This window comes from Kitasatospora sp. NPDC003701 (genome assembly GCF_053587085.1).
The window spans coordinates 116201-133330 of the sequence record NZ_JBSFNM010000020.1 but is presented as its reverse complement, the minus strand read 5'-3'; the positions used below and the strand labels follow the sequence as shown (position 1 = coordinate 133330).

Here is a 17130-nt window from a genome sequence, read left to right as displayed (position 1 = left end):
GGTCGCGCGCCGTCAGTCGTGCTGCAACAACCGCCCCCGGCGGGCCAGCACGAAGTCCCGGAACGCCGCCACCGGCGGGGTCGGCGGCCGGCCCGCCGCCCAGGCCAGACCGATCGCCCGCCGGGTGCGCGGCGCCGTCACCTCCAGCTCGACCACCCCCGGCCGGGGCACCAGCGCGGGCGGCAGCAGCGCCACGCCCAGCCCGGCCGCGACCAGGCCGCGCAGCGTCTCGGCGTCCTCCCCCTCGAAGGCGATCCGCGGCACGAACCCGGCCTCCGCGCAGAACCCGTCGGTGATCGCGCGCAGCCCGTACCCGCGCTCCAGCCCGACGAACGGCTCCCGGGCCACCTCGGCCAGCCGGATCCGGCGCCGCCCGGCCAGCCGGTGGTCGGCCGGCACCACCAGGTGCAGCCGCTGCTCGTCCAGCGGGCGGGCCACCAGCGCCGGGTCGTCCGGCACCGGCGAGACCAGGCAGAGGTCCAGCTCCCCGGCCAGCAGCCGCTCCAGCATCGCGCCGACGTAGTCCTGCACCAGCTGGAACCGCACCTGCGGGTGCGCCGCGCGGAACCCCCGCAGCAGCGCCGGCACCGCGTCCGTCCCCATGGTGTGGAGGAATCCGAAGACCACCCGCCCGGCCGCCGGGTCCGCCTCCGCGCGGGCCGCCTCCGCGCCGCGTTCGACCTCGGCCAGCGCCCGCTCCACCGAGGCCAGCAGCAGCCGGCCGGCCCTGGTCAGCCGGACGGTCCGGCCCTGACGGGCCAGCAGGTCCACCCCCAGCTCCGCCTCCAGCCGGGCCACCGCCCGGGACAGCGTCGGCTGCGGCATGCCCAGCAGCACGGCCGCCTGCGTCATGTGCTCCAGCCGGGCCACCGCCGCGAACTGCGCCAGCCGGGGTGCCAGTTGGACGGCCGGCAGCTCCGGCCCCAGCTCGGCCGGCCGGTGCGGGCGATCGACGTCCTCCGTGCTGTCCACCACTCCCGTGCCACCCTCACCGCTTCGACCTCGGCTCATACCCTGACACATCGATTGTCCGGCAATCATGCATTGGACGCATCAGCGCGGCCGCCCCTAACGTCGACGTCATGCAGCCCGCCAGTACCGGGGCATCCGCGACCCTGCCGGATGCCCTCACCCAGCCGTCCCCGCTCGCCACCGACGACGCCCGCCACCGCCCCGGAGAGCGCGCCTTCCGCCGCGCCAACCTGGCCCTCTTCGCCGCCGGCATCGCGACGTTCGTCCTCCTCTACTCCACCCAGGGCCTGCTGCCGGTCCTCTCGGCCGACCTCGACCTCACCCCCGGCCAGGCCAGCTGGACGGCCTCCGCCGCCACCCTCGGCCTGGCCCTCGCCCTGCTCCCGGCCAGCGCCCTCTCCGACCGGTACGGGCGCACCGCCGTGATGACGGCCTCCGTGCTCGCCGCCTCCGCGCTCGCGCTGGCCCTGCCGTTCGCCCCGGACCTCAGCACCCTGGTCGTGCTGCGCGTCCTCCAGGGCGCCGCCCTCGCCGGACTGCCCGCCACCGCGATGGCCTACCTCGCCGAGGAGGTCCACCCCAGCGCACTGGCCTCCGCGATGGGCCTGTACGTGGCCGGCAACAGCATCGGCGGCATGGGCGGGCGGCTGATCTCCGGCTGGACGGCCGCCGGCTTCGGCTGGCGCTGGGGCCTGGCCGCCTCCGCCGCCCTCGCCCTGCTGGCCGCCCTCGCCTTCCGGCTGCTGATCCCGGCCGCCCGCCACTTCACCCCCGCGCCGGTGGACGCCCGCGCCCTGGCCCGCACCGTCGGCCGCCACCTGGGCAACCCGCTGCTGGTCCGGCTGTACGCGCTCGGACTGCTCTTCATGGCCGTGTTCGGCGCCGTCTACAACACCGTCGGCTACCGGCTGATCGCCGCGCCGTTCCACCTGCCGGAGTCGGTGGCCGCCTCGATCTTCGTGGTCTACCTGGTCGGCACCGGCACCTCGGCCGCCGCCGGGCGCCTGTCCGGCCGCCTCGGCCGGCGCGGCGCGCTGTACGTGTCGATCGGGGTGACCGCCGCCGGTCTGCTGCTGTCGCTCGCCGACTCGCTGCTGTGCGCCCTGCTCGGCCTGGTGCTGATCACCGCCGGGTTCTTCGCCGGCCACGCCACCGCCTCCTCGGCCGTCGGCCGCACCGCCACCGAGGGCCGCGCCCAGGCCTCCGCGCTCTACCTGATCGCCTACTACCTGGGCAACAGCCTCGGCGGCACGATCGGCGCCGACGCCTACCACTCCACCGGCTGGCCCGGCGCGGCCACCGTCGGCCTCGCCGCCATGACCCTCGCCGCCGGCGTCACCCTCTACGCCACCCGCCGGGCCCACACCGCCCGCCGCGCCGGCAACCCCCTGCCGGGCGGACTCTCCGCCCGGTAGGTTCCGCGCGGCCGACCCCAAGCGCCGCCACCCCCAGCCCGAGGGAGCCGTTGCCCGGGCGGGCACGGTCCGGGCGGGAGGTGTGTGGCCACAGGTGCACCGATGCGGCGGAGCCGGGCGCGGGCCGCCTGCTCCCAGACCGCACCCGGCCGGTCCGGCCCCTGCGGCGGATACCTGACGCAGGGTGTCAGGTATCCGCCGTAGCTTTCCTCCTGTCCCGCCCGCGCGACCAGAGGAAGACGTCATGGCCACCTTCGTTCTCATCCCCGGCATGCTGCACGGCGCCTGGTGGTACCGGCCGCTCACCGAGGGGCTCCGCGCCGCCGGGCACGAGGTGTACCCGGTGACGCTGACGGGGGTCTCCGAGCGCGGGCACCTGAACAACGGGGCGGTCGACCTGGACACCCACATCCAGGACGTGATCGGGCTGCTGGAGGCCGAGCGGCTCACCGACGTGGTGCTGGTCGGGCACAGCTACGGCGGGATGGTCCTCTCCGGGGTCGCCGACCGGGCGCCGGAGCGGATCGGGGCGCTGGTGTACGCCGACGCCTTCGTGCCCCGTGACGGCGAGTCGGCCTACCGGATCGTCAACGAGGTCTGGAAGCAGCGCTACCTGGCGGGCGCCGCCGCGGGCGGCGGCACCACCGTGGTCGGCTCGAACCCCGCCCTCGACCCGCGCGCCACCGTCCACCCGACGGCCAGCCTGCTCCAGCCGATCAGCCTCACCGGCGCCGCCGACGCCGTCAGCCGCCGCGTCTACATCCACGCCGAGCGCTTCGAGGACAGCCCGCTCCTGGAGACCTTCGACCGCCTGCGCGACGACCCGGCGTGGACCGTGCACACCCTCCCGGTCGGCCACGACCTGATCCACGAGGCCCCGGAGGAGTTCCTGAAGATCGCGCTCACCGCGGCCTCCTGACCGCCGTCCGGGCGTCGGCGGTCGCCGATACACTCCGGACCATGAGCATCGATCCTGCTGTGTACGCCCGGTTGCGCGAGATCGCCGATCAGCTACCGCAGGTGCCGGGGATAGGGAAGATCGAGATCGCCGGCGGCGAGATCGTCATGATGATGTCGCCGGTGAAACGGCACGAGCTGGCCGTGATCCGCCTTGCCCGGCAACTGAACGCCCAACTCCCGAACACCCACCCCGGCTACATCGCTCACGGTGGCGCGGATCTGGAGGACGTCGGATTGGGGCGGCTGCGCAATCCCGACCTGATGGTGTTCCCCGAAGCCGCTCTGGATGACGAGGAACGAGCTCTACTCCCTCACGAAATCCTCCTCGTGGTGGAGATCGTGTCCAAGTCGAACCCCGAGAACGACTACCACGACAAGGTCCGCGACTACGCCGCCATGGGCATCCCGCTGTACCTGCTGGTCGACCCCCGCAAGGGCACCGGGATCGTGCACGACGAGCCCGGCTACCCGTCCCGCAAGGAGTTCGCCTTCGGCGACACGATCACCGTCGGCCCGTGGACCCTCGACACCGGCGTCCTGCGCACGTACGCCTGAGCGGGCGTCCGTGCGCAGGACCGGTGATCAGGCGATGCGGTCCAGCACGATCGGGTTCGGGGTGAACGCGGTGCCCGCCGGGGCGACCTCGATGCCGCCGGCCAGCGCCTCGATCGCGTAGTCGTAGCGCTCGGGGGTGTCGGTGTGCAGGGTCAGCAGGGGCTGGCCGGCCACCACGGTGTCGCCGGGCTTGGCGTGCATCTCGACGCCGGCGCCCGCCTGCACCGGGTCCTCCTTGCGGGCCCGGCCGGCACCGAGGCGCCAGGCGCAGACGCCCACCGCGTACGCGTCCAGCGAGGTGAGCACGCCCGAGGCCGGGGCCGCGATGACGTGCTGCTCGCGGGCGACCGGCAGCGGGGCGTCGACGTCGCCGCCCTGGGCGCTGATCATGCGGCGCCAGTGGTCCATCGCGGAGCCGTCGCGCAGCGCGTCGGCCGGGTCCTTGCCGTGCACGCCGGCCGCAGCCAGCATCTCGCGGGCCAGCGCGAGGGTCAGCTCGACGACATCGGCCGGGCCGCCGCCGGCCAGCACCTCGATCGACTCGCGGACCTCCAGCGCGTTGCCGGCGGTGAGGCCGAGCGGGGTGGACATGTCGGTGAGCAGCGCGACGGTGTTGACGCCGGCCGAGGTGCCCAGGCCGACCATGGTGCGGGCCAGCTCGCGGGCGTTGTCCAGGTCCTTCATGAAGGCGCCGGAGCCGACCTTCACGTCCAGGACGAGGGCGCCGGTGCCCTCGGCGATCTTCTTGGACATGATCGAGGAGGCGATCAGCGGGATCGCCTCGACGGTGCCGGTGACGTCGCGCAGCGCGTAGAGCTTCTTGTCGGCGGGGGCGAGGCCGTCGCCGGCCGCACAGATGACGGCGCCGGCGTCGTGCAGCACCTTCATCATCTCGTCGTTGGAGAGCAGGGCCCGCCAGCCGGGGATGGACTCCAGCTTGTCCAGGGTGCCGCCGGTGTGGCCGAGGCCGCGGCCGGACAGCTGCGGCACGGAGGCGCCGCAGGCGGCGACCAGCGGGGCGAGCGGCAGGGTGATCTTGTCGCCGACGCCGCCGGTGGAGTGCTTGTCGCTGGTGGGCTGGGCGAGCGAGGAGAAGTCCATCCGGACGCCGGAGCGGATCATCGCGTCGGTCCAGCGGCTGATCTCGCGCAGGTTCATGCCGTTCAGCAGGATCGCCATGGCGAGGGCCGACATCTGCTCGTCGGCGACGTCGCCGCGGGTGTAGGCGTCGATGACCCAGTCGATCTGAGCGTCGCTCAGCTCTCCGCGGTCGCGCTTGGTCCTGATGACGGAGATGGCGTCCATGGCTGCTCCAAGAGGGGTTCAAAATGCGAAGAGTGTCGCGAGCTGGCCGGATTGCGGCCCCACTCGCGACACTCTACGCGCGTAACAGAAACAAAGACTAGAGCCGCTCCGGCCCGAACGCGTCGGGCAGGACCTCGCTCATCGGCTTCACGCCGGAGGGCAGCTCGACCAGCAGGTCCGGCCCGCCGTGCTCGTAGAGCAGCTGGCGGCAGCGCCCGCACGGCATCAGCAGACCGCCGTCCCCGTCCACACAGGTGAACGCGGTCAGCCGGCCGCCACCGGTCGCGTACAGCGCGGAGACCAGGCCGCACTCGGCGCAGAGCGCGAGCCCGTACGAGGCGTTCTCCACGTTGCAGCCGGTGACCACCCGTCCGTCGTCCACCAGCGCGGCCGCGCCGACCCGGAAGCGGCTGTACGGGGCGTAGGCGTGGGTCATCGCCTCCCGCGCCGCCGCGCGCAGTGCCTCCCAGTCGATCGCCGCCGCGGGGGCCGTCACTTGCCCTGGCCCTTGCGGTAGATCTGACCGTCGGCCTTCGGCGGCCGCAGCCGCTGCGAGGCCAGCGAGAGCACCACCAGGGTGATCACGTACGGCGTCGCCACGATCAGCGGACGCTGCACCTCATCGGTGGTGGCGTACCAGGTCGCCAGGCCGCCGGCCACCACGAAGGTGATCAGCGCGGCCGGGATCTTGCGGCGGTAGAGGTTCCAGAGCGCCAGCAGGAACATCGCGATGGCGACCACCAGGATCAGCACGTGCACCGACTCCGGGTCACGCAGCTGGAGGCTGTCGGTGAAGCCGAACAGGCCGGCGCCCATCGCGAGGCCGCCCGGCATCCAGTTGCCGAAGATCATCGCCGCGAGGCCGATGAAGCCCCGGCCGTTGGTCTGGCCGTCCTTGTAGAAGTGCGCCGCGACCAGCGAGAGGTACGCGCCGCCGAGGCCCGCGAAGGCGCCGGAGGTGATGACCGCGAGGTACTTGTACTTGTAGACGTTGACGCCCAGCGACTCGGCCGCGGTCGGGTTCTCACCGCAGGAGCGCAGACGCAGGCCGAACACCGTGCGCCACAGGGCGAAGTAGCTGACCACGATCAGCGCGCCGGCCAGCAGCACGACCACCGAGATGTTGGTGACCAGGCCGCCGAGCACGCCCGCGACGTCGGAGACCAGGAACCAGTGGTGGAGCTCGATGTCCTTCAGCCCGGAGGAGAGCCCGGGGATGGTGATGTACGGCAGCGGATCGGCCGGCGGGGACTGGTTCGCCCCGGCACCGACGGAGATGTAGTCCTTGTAGTAGATCCGGTTGACGTACGCGCAGATACCGGGGATCAGCAGGTTGACACCGACACCGGAGACGATGTGGTCGACGCCGAAGGTCACCGTGATCACGGCGTGCAGCAGACCGCCGAGCGCACCGCCGAGCATGCCGGCCACCAGGCCGAACCAGGGGCTGACCAGGTAGCCGCCCCAGGCACCGGCGAAGGTGCCGGCGACCATCATGCCTTCGAGGCCGATGTTGACCACGCCGGCCCGCTCGGACCAGAGACCGCCCAGACCGGCCATGCCGATCGGCACGGCGGCGCTGAGCGCGGCGGTGACCTGGCCGGAGGAGGTCAGCGAGTGGTTGCCGGTGGCCATGCCCACGGCGGAGAAGAGGACCAGGGCGCCCGCGATCAGCAGCAGCACCACCGGCCAGGACATCTTGCGCTTCTTGGCGGGAGCGCCCGGCGCCTTCGCGCGGGCAGCGGTGGCCGTGCTCATGCGGACACCTCCTTCTTCTCGTTGGCAGCCGCGGCCTGGGCGGCGAGCTGGGCGCCGACCTTCTGCTGCTGGCGCTTCAGGCCGTAGCGGCGCACCAGCTCGTAGGCGACGACGACGCAGATGACGATGGTGCCCTGCATGACCGGGACGATCTCGAACGGGAAACCGCCCTGGAGCGGCAGCTGCGAGCCGGTGGCGTCCAGGAAGGCGAACAGCAGGGCGGCGAAGGCCATGCCGATCGGGCTGTTGCGGCCCAGCAGCGCGACCGAGATGCCGAGGAAGCCGAGGCCGCCCTGGAAGCTCTGGCCGAAGTTGTACGAGTTCTGCAGCAGCTCGGGCATGCCGATCAGGCCGGCCAGCCCACCGGAGACCACCATCGAGGTGACGACCATGCGCTTGACGTTCACACCGGACGCGGTGGCGGCGCTCTCCGAGCGGCCGGTGGCGCGCAGGTCGAAGCCGAAGCGGGTCCGGGTCAGGGTGAACTGGAAGGCCACGCCGACCAGGATCGCGATGAAGAGGAAGCCGTAGAGCGGCCCGCCGTCGGTGTTGATCGCGAAGAAGTGGCTGGACTCCGAGACCGGCGAGGTCTGGATGGAGTTGCTGGTGGAGCTCTTCTCCGGCGCGAAGATGCCGGGGACGAGCAGCAGACCGACGATCGCGACCGCGATGGCGTTCAGCATGATGGTCGAGATGACCTCGCTGACGCCGCGGAAGACCTTCAGCAGACCGGCGATGCTCGCGTACAGGCCACCGACCAGCATGGCGGTGATCAGCAGCAGCGGGATCTGGATGAACGACGGCAGGTCGAGCCGGCTGCCGACGAAGGCCGCGAACAGCGCCGCGACCTTGTACTGGCCCTCGACACCGATGTTGAAGAGGTTCATCCGGAAGCCGAAGGCGGCGGCCGCGGCGGCCAGGTAGTACGTGGTGGACCGGTTGAGGATGGCCACCTGGCCGTCCGACTTGGTGGCGTACGTGATCATCACGTTCCAGGCGTCGAACGGGTTCTTGCCCGAGGTCGCCAGGAGCACCGAACAGATCGCGACGGAGAGCAGCACGGCGAGCACCGGCGCTGCCAGGGCGAGCACGATCTTCTCGCCGTCGAACCGCTGTGCCAGCTTGCTCTTGGCCGCGGGGTTGGGACTGGTCATGTGGCTACTCCCCCGCCTGCGGGTCGGCGGTGTCGGTGGGGGTGTCGGACGGAGTGCCGTCCTCGGCTGCGGCAGCCTCGGTGCCCTCCGCGCTGGCCGCGTGGAACTCCTCCACGGCCTCCGCGTCGGACTCGATGTGGCCGCTGGCGGCACCGGTCATCGCGGTACCCAGGTCCTCGGCGGTGACGGTCGCCGGGTCGGCGTCGGCCACCAGACGGCCGCGGTAGATCACCCGGATGGTGTCGGAGAGGCCGATCAGCTCGTCCAGGTCGGCGGAGATCAGCAGCACCGCGAGGCCGGCCCGCTGGGCGACCCGGATGTGCTCCCAGATCTGCGCCTGCGCGCCGACGTCCACCCCGCGGGTGGGGTGGGCGGCGATCAGCAGCTTGGGATCGTGGCTCATCTCGCGGCCGATGATCAGCTTCTGCTGGTTGCCGCCGGAGAGGGAGGCCGCGGTGACCTCGATGCCGGGGGTGCGGACGTCGTACTCCGCGACGATCCGCTCGGTGTCCTTGCGGGCGCCGGCCGGGTCGAGCAGCACGCCCTTGGAGTTCGGGCTCTCGGTGACGTGACCGAGGATCCGGTTCTCCCAGAGCGGGGCCTCCAGCAGCAGGCCGTGGCGGTGGCGGTCCTCGGGGATGTAGCCGATGCCGGCCTCGCGGCGGCTGCGGGTGAGCGAGCCGGAGAGGTCCTTGCCGTCCAGGGTGATGACGCCGCCGTCCAGCGGGAGCATGCCCATGATGGCCTCGACCAGCTCGGCCTGGCCGTTGCCCTCGACGCCGGCGATGCCGAGGATCTCGCCCTTGTGGATGCGCAGCGAGATGTCGTCGAGCACCACGCGCTCGATGCCCTCGGCATCGGTCTTGGCGATCCGCAGGTCCCGGACGTCGAGCATCTCGCTGGTGGTGACGGTCGACTCGCGGCTCTCCGGGGAGGGCAGCTCGGCGCCGACCATCAGCTCGGCGAGCTGGCGCGCGGTGACGTGCGCCGGGTCGGCGTCGCCGACCGTGGTGCCGCGCCGGATGACGCTGATCGCGTCGGCCACCGACAGCACCTCGTGCAGCTTGTGCGAGATGAAGATGACGGTGACGCCCTCGGCCTTGAGCTCGCGCAGGTTGTCGAAGAGCGCCTCGACCTCCTGCGGGACGAGCACGGCGGTGGGCTCGTCGAGGATCAGGATCTTGGCGCCGCGGTAGAGCACCTTGAGGATCTCGACCCGCTGACGGTCGGCGACGCCGAGGTCCTCGACCAGCGCGTCGGGGCGCACGCCCAGACCGTACTGGTCGGAGATCTCCTTGATCTTCGCCTTCGCCTTGGCACCGATGCCGTGGAGCTTCTCGCCGCCGAGGACGACGTTCTCCCAGACGGTGAGGTTGTCGGCGAGCATGAAGTGCTGGTGCACCATGCCGATGCCACGCGCGATGGCGTCGCCCGGGGTGTTGAACTCGCACTGCTCACCGTTGATCGCGATGGTGCCCTCGTCCGGCTTCTGCATGCCGTAGAGGATCTTCATCAGCGTCGACTTGCCGGCGCCGTTCTCGCCCATGAGGGCGTGCACGGTGCCGGTGCGGACGGTGAGGTTGATGTCGTGGTTGGCCACGACGCCGGGGAAGCGCTTGGTGATGCCGCGCAGTTCGACGGCCGGTGTCGCCGTCCCCGCGCTGGGGGTACCGCCCTTGCTGAGGGCGGGGTCGGATGCGGTGATGGCGATCTCCTGGTGGTCTGGAGGCGCGTCGTTGCGCTGGAGGGCCAAGAAAAAACGGTGGGGTACGGGACGGGGCCCGGGGGTACGCACTGAGCGCACCCTTCCGGGCCCCTCCCTGATGCTGCGTCAATCATTGCGCTGCCGGGCAGACGGCAGCGGCAGCGACGTCCGGGCGCGCCTTACGGAGCGGTCGGGACGGTGGTGGCGCCGCTCTTGATCGCGGTGGCCGCGTCGTTGAGCTTGCCCTGGATGTCGTCGATCTTGCCACCGGTGGTGGCGAGCGAGACACCGTCGGCCTTCAGGTCGAAGTTCTTCACACCGGTGAAGGGGGCGCCCTTCTTGGCGGAGTCGATGTAGGCGAACACGGCCTTGTCGACGTTCTTCACCATCGAGGTGAGGATGCTGTTCTTGTACTTCGCCAGGGCCGGCTGGGCGGCCTGGTCGGAGTCGACGCCGATGGCCAGCTTGCCGGCGTTGGCGACGGCCTCGATGGCGCCGTTGCCGGAGGAGCCGGCAGCGGTGTAGATGACGTCCGCGCCCTTGTCGAGCTGGCCCTGCGCGGCCTCCTTGCCCTTGTCGGGCGAGTTGAAGCCGGAGAAGTCCGGGGGCGTGGTCAGGTAGGTGGTCTCGACCGCGATGCTCGGGTCGACGGACTTCACACCCGCCTTGTAACCCGCCTCGAACTTCTTGATCAGCTCGGACTGCACACCGCCGATGAAGCCGACGTGCTTGCTCTTGGACTTGTTGGCGGCGGCGACGCCGGCCAGGTACGAGCCCTCCTGCTCCGAGAACGTCAGCGAGGTGACGTTGCTCGGCTGCGTGTCGGACGCCGAGTCGATGATCGCGAACTTGGTGTTCGGGTTCTCCTTGGCGACCTTCTCGACCGCACCCTGGTAGACGAAGCCCACCGCGATGATCGGGTTGTAGCCGGCGGTGACCAGGTTCTTGAGCCGGGTCTCCTTGTCGGCCTCGGCCTCACCGGTCTTGGCGTCGGCCTCGGTGACGGCGACGCCCAGGTCGGCCTTGGCCTTGTCCAGGCCACGAGCGGCGGAGTCGTTGAACGACTGGTCGCCACGGCCGCCGATGTCGTAGGCCATGCCGACCTTCAGGCCGCCCTCGGAGGAGCCGGAAGAAGCAGTGTCGTTGCTCTTTGCGCCGCAAGCGGCGAGCGAGGCAATGCCCAGGGAACCCGAGAGCACAACCGCAGCGAGCTTAGTAGAACGGCGCAAGGGAGTATCTCCTTCTCACACGCACCCGTTTAGCGTGGTCGGACGCCACCGTAACGCGCGTAGAACACGGTTGGGTCACAGGCTGCCGGAGCAATCGGGTTGTTATCAAACCGTGGTCTCACGGTCTCCCCGACGCTCCTTCCCCGTACGCGGAGGGTGATCGGAACTGGTTGCGCCCAGTCTACGTAATCGAACAAAAAGCCCGGAAGGCGACAACTCGGGCACTTCCGGCTAAGCCTCCCCGGACCCCTCGGCCTCCAGTGCCAGCGCCGCGAACAGCTCCACACCGATCCCGATCGCCCGCTCGTCCACGTCGAAGCGGCCCTGGTGCAGGTCACGGACCGTGGTGTCCCCGGGGGCGCGGACGCCGAGCCGGGCGAGCGCGCCTGGGGCGTGTTCCAGGTACCAGGAGAAGTCCTCGCCACCGAGGCTCTGCTCGGTGTCCTCCACCACCTGGCGGCCGTCCTGGCCGAACCGGGCCGTCATGGCGGCCTCCAGCAGACCCACCGAGACCGCCTCGTTGACCACCGGCGGCACCCCGCGGTGGTAGTCGAGCGTCCACTTCGCCCGGTAGGTCTCGGCCAGCTTGGCGATCAGCTCGTGCAGCTGGTCCGGCGCCTCGCGCCAGCCCGCCAGCTCCAGGCAGCGGACGGTGCCCTCCAGCTCGGCGTGCTGCGGGATGACGTTGGGGGCCGAGCCCGAGGCGATCCGGCCCCAGACCAGGCTGACGCCCCAGCGCGGGTCCATCCGGCGGGACAGCGCGGCCGGCAGGTCGGCGGCCATCCGGGCGATCGCCGTCACCAGGTCGGTGGTCAGGTGCGGGCGGGCGGTGTGGCCGCCGGGGCCGTCCAGGTGCAGCACCAGCCGGTCACAGGCCGAGGTGATCGCCCCGGTGCGCAGCGCGATCCGGCCGGCCTCCACCTTCGGGTCGCAGTGCACCGCGAAGATCCGGCCCACGCCGTCCATCCCGCCGGCCTTGATCACGTCCAGCGCCCCGCCCGGCATGACCTCCTCGGCGGGCTGGAAGACCAGCCGGACCGGGCGGCGCAGCCCGCCGGCGCGGGCGGCCTCGGCCAGCACCAGGGCGGTGCCCAGCACCACCGAGGTGTGCACGTCGTGGCCGCAGGCGTGGGCCCGGCCGGGGACGGTCGAGCGGTAGGGCACGTCCGTCTTGGCGTCGTCGATCGGCAGCGCGTCGATGTCGGCGCGGAAGGCCAGGAACTCGGCGCCGCGCGGGGCGCCGTCCGGGACGATGTCGACGATCATCCCGGTGCCGCCGGGCAGCACCCGGGGGGCCAGGCCGGCCGCCGTCAGCCGGTCGCGCAGCAGGCCGGTGGTGCGGAACTCCTGGCGGCCCAGCTCCGGGTGGCGGTGCAGGTCGCGGCGGAAGGCGATCAGCTCCGGTTCCAACGCCGCGACCCGGTCACGCAGACCGGCGAGGGGGCGGGCAGCGGTGAGCGTGATGGCCGACTGGGCGGACTCAGGACGGTTCATCTCAACAAGGGTAGGCCTGTTGGGGGGTTTTGGCCCGACTTCCGGAAAAGAAGTCCCCGTATGGGCGCATAGTGGCCGAGCAGGTGGGTATGACATCTCGTTTCACTCGCCTTCCCCGGGGTGCGTGCCCTGTGCAACGACCGCCCCGGCCGGCGGTCACGGGCCACCCTGACGGCGGATTGACGGCCGCTCAGAACCGCTCGGTGGGCGTGTACGCCCCCCACACCTCGCGCAGCGCGTCGCAGACCTCGCCCACCGTGGCGCGGGCGGCCAGCGCCTCCTTCATCGGGTACAGCACGTTGTCCCGGCCCTCGGCCGCCCGGCGCAGCGCGCCGAGTGCGCGGCCCACCGCCGAGGAGTCGCGCCCGGCCCGCAGCGCGGCCAGCCGCTCGGCCTGCCGCGCCTCGATCGCCGGGTCCACCCGCAGCGGCTCGTACCGCTCCTCGGCGTCCAGCCGGAAGCGGTTGACGCCGACCACCGTGCGCTCGCCGGAGTCGGTCTCCTGCTGGACGCGGTAGGCGGTGCGCTCGATCTCGGCCTTCTGGTGCCCCGCCTCGATCGCCGCCACCGCCCCGCCCAGCTCCTCGATCCGCTCCATCAGCGCCAGGGCGGCGGCCTCCACCCCGTCGGTCAGCGACTCGACGACGTACGAGCCGGCGAACGGGTCGACGGTGGCGGTGAGGTCGGTCTCGTGGGCGAGCACCTGCTGGGTGCGCAGCGCGAGCCGGGCGGACTTCTCGGTGGGCAGCGCGAGCGCCTCGTCGAAGCTGTTGGTGTGCAGCGACTGGGTGCCGCCGAGCACCGCGGCCAGTGCCTGCACCGAGACCCGGACGAGGTTGACCTCGGGCTGCTGCGCGGTGAGCTGCACCCCGGCGGTCTGGGTGTGGAAGCGCAGCATCTGCGACCTCGGGTCGCGCGCACCGAACTCCTCGCGCATCACGCGGGCCCAGATCCGCCGGGCGGCCCGGAACTTCGCCACCTCCTCCAGCAGGGTGGTGCGGGCCACGAAGAAGAAGGAGAGCCGCGGCGCGAAGTCGTCCACCGCCATGCCGGCCGCGACCGCGGTGCGGACGTACTCGATGCCGTTGGCCAGGGTGAAGGCGATCTCCTGCGCGGGGTCCGCCCCGGCCTCGGCCATGTGGTAGCCGGAGATCGAGATGGTGTTCCAGCGGGGGATCTCGGCCCGGCAGTACCGGAACACGTCCGCGACCAGCCGCAGCGAGGGCTTCGGCGGGAAGATGTAGGTGCCCCGGGCGATGTACTCCTTCAGCACGTCGTTCTGCACGGTGCCGGTCAGCCGCGCCGCCGGCACGCCCTGTGCCTCGCCGACCAGCTGGTACAGGAGCAGCAGCAGGCCGGCCGGCGCGTTGATGGTCATCGAGGTGGAGACCTCGCCCAGCGGGATGCCGTCGAACAGGACGCCCATGTCCTCCACGCTGTCGATCGCCACGCCGACCTTGCCGACCTCGCCGGCCGCGATCCGGGCGTCCGAGTCGTAGCCCATCTGGGTGGGCAGGTCGAAGGCGACGGAGAGGCCGGTGGTGCCGTTGGCGATCAGCTGCCGGTAGCGGGCGTTGGACTCGGTGGCCGTCCCGAAGCCGGCGTACTGGCGCATCGTCCAGGGGCGGCCGGTGTACATCGACGGGTAGACGCCCCGGGTGTACGGGTACTCCCCCGGGCTGCCCAGGCGCTCCCGCGGATCCCAGCCGTCCAGCGCCCCGGGGCCGTACAGCGGCTCGACGGGGAAGCCCGATTCGGTGCGGCGCGGCTCGGCTGCCATGGGTCCCTCCACGGGATCGGCGGGCGGGTGCACTCCCTTTCGCAATGTAACGGCCTCGGCGGTGCACCGGCCTTCGCAAACGCCCCGGACTTTGCAAACACAGACTTTGCAAAGCCTGGAGGCTATTTGCAAAGGCCGGTGCCTTTGCAAAGTGCGCACCGGGCACCCGGCCCGGCGCGGGCGGGGCCGACGCCATTGAGATGATCGGGTGAGCGACCGAAGTACTTCCCCGACCGACGCGTTCCTCCAGGGAGTGGCAATGACCGAGCAGAAGGTGGCCGTGGTCACCGGAGCCAGCAGTGGAATCGGCGCGGCGACCGCCCGCCGGCTCGCGGCCGAGGGCTTCGAGGTGGTGCTGACCGCCCGCCGCACCGAGCGGATCGAGGAGCTCGCCAAGGAGCTCGGCGGCCGCGCCCACACCCTCGACGTCACCGACCGGGCGGCCGTGGACGCCTTCGCGGCCGCGGTCGGCCGGGTGGACGTGCTGGTCAACAACGCCGGCGGGGCGATCGGCGCGGAGTCGGTCGAGGCCGCCGACCCGGCCGACTGGCTGGCGATGTACCAGGTGAACGTGCTCGGCGTGCTGCACGTGACGCAGGCCCTGCTGCCGGCGCTGCGGGCGAGCGGCGACGGCACCGTGCTGGTGCTCTCCTCCACCGCGGCGCTGGCCGCGTACGAGGGCGGCGGCGGCTACGTGGCGGCCAAGCACGCGGCGCACACCATCGCGGCCACGCTGCGGCTGGAGCTCTGCGGGGAGCCGATCCGGGTGATCGAGATCGCCCCGGGCATGGTGAAGTCCGAGGGCTTCGCCGTCACCCGCTTCCGGGGTGACGAGGAGAAGGCCGCGGCCGTGTACGCGGGCGTCGCCGAGCCGCTGACCTCGGAGGACGTCGCGGACACCGTCGCCTGGGCGGTCACCCGGCCCCCGCACGTCAACATCGACCTGCTGGTGGTGCGCCCCCGCGCCCAGGCCGCCAACCACAAGGTGCACCGGGCCTGACCCCGGCCGCACGGAGCGGGCGGCCCGCCGACCGGGGGCCATGATCGAACGTGTCACCCGGCAGTGATACATACGTGCGATGAGATCCCTTCGGGCCGCCCGCCCGCGCATTCTGCTGACCGCCTTCGCGGCCGGCACCCTGCTCCTCGGTTCCGCCTGCAACGACAGCACCAAGCCCGCCCAGGACCAGGCCGTCGCGACCCCGCCGACCGCCCCGGCCACCCCGTCGGCCACCGCGACGCCGACACCGACCCCCAAGCCCACCGGCGCCGACGACCCGGCGCTCAAGCCGTTCTACGGCCAGCAGATCGCCTGGGCGGCCTGCCCGGCCGACCCGCAGGCCGCGAAGGCCAAGATCGACATATCCGGGATGCTCTGCGGCAAGCTGCACGTCCCGCTCGACTACACCGCCCCCGCCACCGACGCCCTCGACATCGCGCTGATCAAGCTGCCGGCCGCCAAGCCGGACCAGCGGATCGGCTCGCTCATGGTCAACCCGGGCGGCCCGGGCGCCTCCGGCATCGAGATGGTCAAGTACGGCGCCAAGGAGTACGAGGGCACCCTGCACAACCGCTTCGACGTGGTCGGCTTCGACCCCCGCGGCACCGGCGAGAGCTCCCCGGTGATCTGCTACGACGACAAGCAGCACGAAGAGGCCGACCAGCGCGACTCCTCCCTGGACCCGGCGGTCCGCAAGGCCGACCACGTCAAGTACGGCACCGAGCACGCCGCCGCCTGCCAGGCGAAGTCCGGCAAGCTGCTGCCCTTCGTCGGCACCCGCAACACCGCCCGCGACCTGGACGTGCTGCGCGCCGCCGTCGGCGACAAGAAGCTCAACTACCTCGGCATCTCCTACGGCACCTACCTGGGCGCGCTCTACGCCGAGCAGTTCCCGCAGAACACCGGCCGGCTGATCCTGGACGGCGCCGTCGACCCCGCCCAGGACGGGCTGGACCACGGCATCGACCAGCAGGTGGGCTTCGAGAAGTCCTTCGAGCGCTTCGCCGCCGACTGCGTGCAGAACCACGCGGCCGAGTGCCCGCTCGGCAAGGACCCGGCCAAGGCCGCCCAGAAGGCCGCCGACTTCCTCGACGGCCTGCGCGAGCACCCGATGACCGCCAAGGACGGCCGCAAGCTCGGCGCCGACCTCGCCTGGACCGGCACCATCCAGATGCTCTACGGCGACGAGAAGACCTCCTGGACGTACCTGCGCAACGCGCTCGGCTGGGCGATGCTCGGCAAGAAGGGCGACTACCTGCTGGCCTTCGCCGACGAGTACAACGGCCGCGACGAGAACGGCCACTACAGCCCGATGGAGGAGGCCAACAGCGCGATCGGCTGTGCCGACCGCGTCCGGCCGGCCCCGACCCCCGAGCGCGCCCAGGAGGCGGTGGACCGGCTCAAGGCCGAGGCCCCGCTGATGTCCAAGGGCGTCTCGGTGGACGACTACACCGAGCCGTCCTGCGCGTACTGGCCGTTCAAGACGACGGAGCAGCCGCACACCATCCGCGCCGAGGGCAGCGCGCCGATCCTGGTGGTCGGCAGCACGGGCGACCCGGCCACCCCGTACGCCTCCTCCGAGGCACTCGCGAAGGGCTTCGCCAACGCGGGCCTGCTGACCCGGGTCGGCGAGGGCCACGGCGCGTTCGGCAAGGGCAACGGCTGCATCGACGCCGCGCTGGAGGCGTACCTCGTCGAGGGCACGATGCCGGCGGCCGGAACGCGCTGCTCCTGAGCGGAGCCGGCCCCCGAGAGGCCCGGACCGCTAGCAGATGAGCGTGGGGAGGGCGCTGACACCGAGGT

Annotated in this window: 14 protein-coding genes; 5 read left to right on the top strand and 9 right to left on the bottom strand. The window is 71.9% G+C overall.

The annotated features are described in order from the left end of the window. Window positions 1-12: 12 nt before the first annotated feature. Window positions 13-1023, bottom strand: coding sequence for a LysR family transcriptional regulator (locus ACWDRR_RS20830; RefSeq protein WP_449773648.1), 1011 nt, complete (start codon window positions 1021-1023; stop codon window positions 13-15). 59 nt (window positions 1024-1082) lie between these two features. Between ACWDRR_RS20830 and ACWDRR_RS20825 the strand changes: the two genes are divergently transcribed. From ACWDRR_RS20825 to ACWDRR_RS20815, 3 genes are all read left to right on the top strand, one after another. Continuing rightward, the gene (locus ACWDRR_RS20825; RefSeq protein ID WP_449773647.1) at window positions 1083-2387 is read left to right on the top strand and encodes an MFS transporter; all 1305 of its coding nucleotides are present in this window, start codon (window positions 1083-1085) and stop codon (window positions 2385-2387) included. Between the two features lie 244 nt (window positions 2388-2631). Then, entirely contained in the window at window positions 2632-3306 is a 675-nt protein-coding gene (locus ACWDRR_RS20820; protein ID WP_449773646.1) for an alpha/beta fold hydrolase, read from the top strand. 41 nt (window positions 3307-3347) lie between these two features. Further along, window positions 3348-3902, top strand: coding sequence for a Uma2 family endonuclease (locus ACWDRR_RS20815; protein ID WP_449773645.1), 555 nt, complete (start codon window positions 3348-3350; stop codon window positions 3900-3902). Between the two features lie 27 nt (window positions 3903-3929). Here the strand turns inward: ACWDRR_RS20815 and ACWDRR_RS20810 are convergent, their stop codons facing one another. From ACWDRR_RS20810 to ACWDRR_RS20775, 8 genes are all read right to left on the bottom strand, one after another. Beyond that, window positions 3930-5207, bottom strand: a complete 1278-nt coding sequence (locus tag ACWDRR_RS20810; protein WP_449773644.1) for a thymidine phosphorylase — start codon at window positions 5205-5207, stop codon at window positions 3930-3932. Between the two features lie 97 nt (window positions 5208-5304). Then, window positions 5305-5703 (bottom strand): cytidine deaminase, encoded by a 399-nt coding sequence (locus ACWDRR_RS20805; protein ID WP_387892649.1) that lies wholly within the window; start codon window positions 5701-5703, stop codon window positions 5305-5307. Further along, window positions 5700-6965 (bottom strand): ABC transporter permease, encoded by a 1266-nt coding sequence (locus tag ACWDRR_RS20800; RefSeq protein WP_449773643.1) that lies wholly within the window; start codon window positions 6963-6965, stop codon window positions 5700-5702. Before ACWDRR_RS20800 ends, ACWDRR_RS20805 begins: the two co-directional genes overlap by 4 nt. Continuing rightward, window positions 6962-8119, bottom strand: coding sequence for an ABC transporter permease (locus ACWDRR_RS20795; RefSeq protein WP_449773642.1), 1158 nt, complete (start codon window positions 8117-8119; stop codon window positions 6962-6964). The genes ACWDRR_RS20800 and ACWDRR_RS20795 overlap by 4 nt, the downstream gene beginning before the upstream one ends. Window positions 8120-8123: 4 nt before the next feature. Continuing rightward, the gene (locus ACWDRR_RS20790) at window positions 8124-9665 is read right to left on the bottom strand and encodes an ABC transporter ATP-binding protein (protein ID WP_449773670.1); all 1542 of its coding nucleotides are present in this window, start codon (window positions 9663-9665) and stop codon (window positions 8124-8126) included. Between the two features lie 338 nt (window positions 9666-10003). Continuing rightward, window positions 10004-11053 carry a BMP family lipoprotein gene (locus tag ACWDRR_RS20785; RefSeq protein WP_449773641.1) on the bottom strand — a complete coding sequence of 350 codons (1050 nt, stop codon included), beginning with the start codon at window positions 11051-11053 and terminating at the stop codon, window positions 10004-10006. A 231-nt stretch (window positions 11054-11284) separates the two neighbouring features. Then, window positions 11285-12547 (bottom strand): amidohydrolase, encoded by a 1263-nt coding sequence (locus ACWDRR_RS20780; protein ID WP_449773640.1) that lies wholly within the window; start codon window positions 12545-12547, stop codon window positions 11285-11287. A gap of 190 nt (window positions 12548-12737) precedes the next feature. Beyond that, window positions 12738-14327: an acyl-CoA mutase large subunit family protein gene (locus ACWDRR_RS20775; protein ID WP_449773639.1), complete on the bottom strand. Its 1590-nt coding sequence runs from the start codon at window positions 14325-14327 to the stop codon at window positions 12738-12740. Window positions 14328-14586: 259 nt separating this feature from the next. Between ACWDRR_RS20775 and ACWDRR_RS20770 the strand changes: the two genes are divergently transcribed. After that, the gene (locus ACWDRR_RS20770; protein WP_449773638.1) at window positions 14587-15327 is read left to right on the top strand and encodes an SDR family oxidoreductase; all 741 of its coding nucleotides are present in this window, start codon (window positions 14587-14589) and stop codon (window positions 15325-15327) included. Between the two features lie 79 nt (window positions 15328-15406). Continuing rightward, entirely contained in the window at window positions 15407-17062 is a 1656-nt protein-coding gene (locus ACWDRR_RS20765; RefSeq protein WP_449773637.1) for an alpha/beta hydrolase, read from the top strand. The last annotated feature ends 68 nt before the right edge of the window (window positions 17063-17130 follow it).

Excerpts from the sequence above, each read along its gene's own strand:
- ACWDRR_RS20830 (WP_449773648.1), bottom strand. The coding sequence starts at position 1,023 with ATGTGTCAGGGTATGAGCCGAGGTCGAAGCGGTGAGGGTGGCACGGGA.
- ACWDRR_RS20825 (WP_449773647.1), top strand. The coding sequence starts at position 1,083 with ATGCAGCCCGCCAGTACCGGGGCATCCGCGACCCTGCCGGATGCCCTC.
- ACWDRR_RS20820 (WP_449773646.1), top strand. The coding sequence starts at position 2,632 with ATGGCCACCTTCGTTCTCATCCCCGGCATGCTGCACGGCGCCTGGTGG.
- ACWDRR_RS20815 (WP_449773645.1), top strand. The coding sequence starts at position 3,348 with ATGAGCATCGATCCTGCTGTGTACGCCCGGTTGCGCGAGATCGCCGAT.
- ACWDRR_RS20810 (WP_449773644.1), bottom strand. The coding sequence starts at position 5,207 with ATGGACGCCATCTCCGTCATCAGGACCAAGCGCGACCGCGGAGAGCTG.
- ACWDRR_RS20800 (WP_449773643.1), bottom strand. The coding sequence starts at position 6,965 with ATGAGCACGGCCACCGCTGCCCGCGCGAAGGCGCCGGGCGCTCCCGCC.
- ACWDRR_RS20795 (WP_449773642.1), bottom strand. The coding sequence starts at position 8,119 with ATGACCAGTCCCAACCCCGCGGCCAAGAGCAAGCTGGCACAGCGGTTC.
- ACWDRR_RS20790 (WP_449773670.1), bottom strand. The coding sequence starts at position 9,665 with ATGGGCGAGAACGGCGCCGGCAAGTCGACGCTGATGAAGATCCTCTAC.
- ACWDRR_RS20780 (WP_449773640.1), bottom strand. The coding sequence starts at position 12,547 with ATGAACCGTCCTGAGTCCGCCCAGTCGGCCATCACGCTCACCGCTGCC.
- ACWDRR_RS20775 (WP_449773639.1), bottom strand. The coding sequence starts at position 14,327 with ATGGCAGCCGAGCCGCGCCGCACCGAATCGGGCTTCCCCGTCGAGCCG.
- ACWDRR_RS20770 (WP_449773638.1), top strand. The coding sequence starts at position 14,587 with ATGACCGAGCAGAAGGTGGCCGTGGTCACCGGAGCCAGCAGTGGAATC.
- ACWDRR_RS20765 (WP_449773637.1), top strand. The coding sequence starts at position 15,407 with ATGAGATCCCTTCGGGCCGCCCGCCCGCGCATTCTGCTGACCGCCTTC.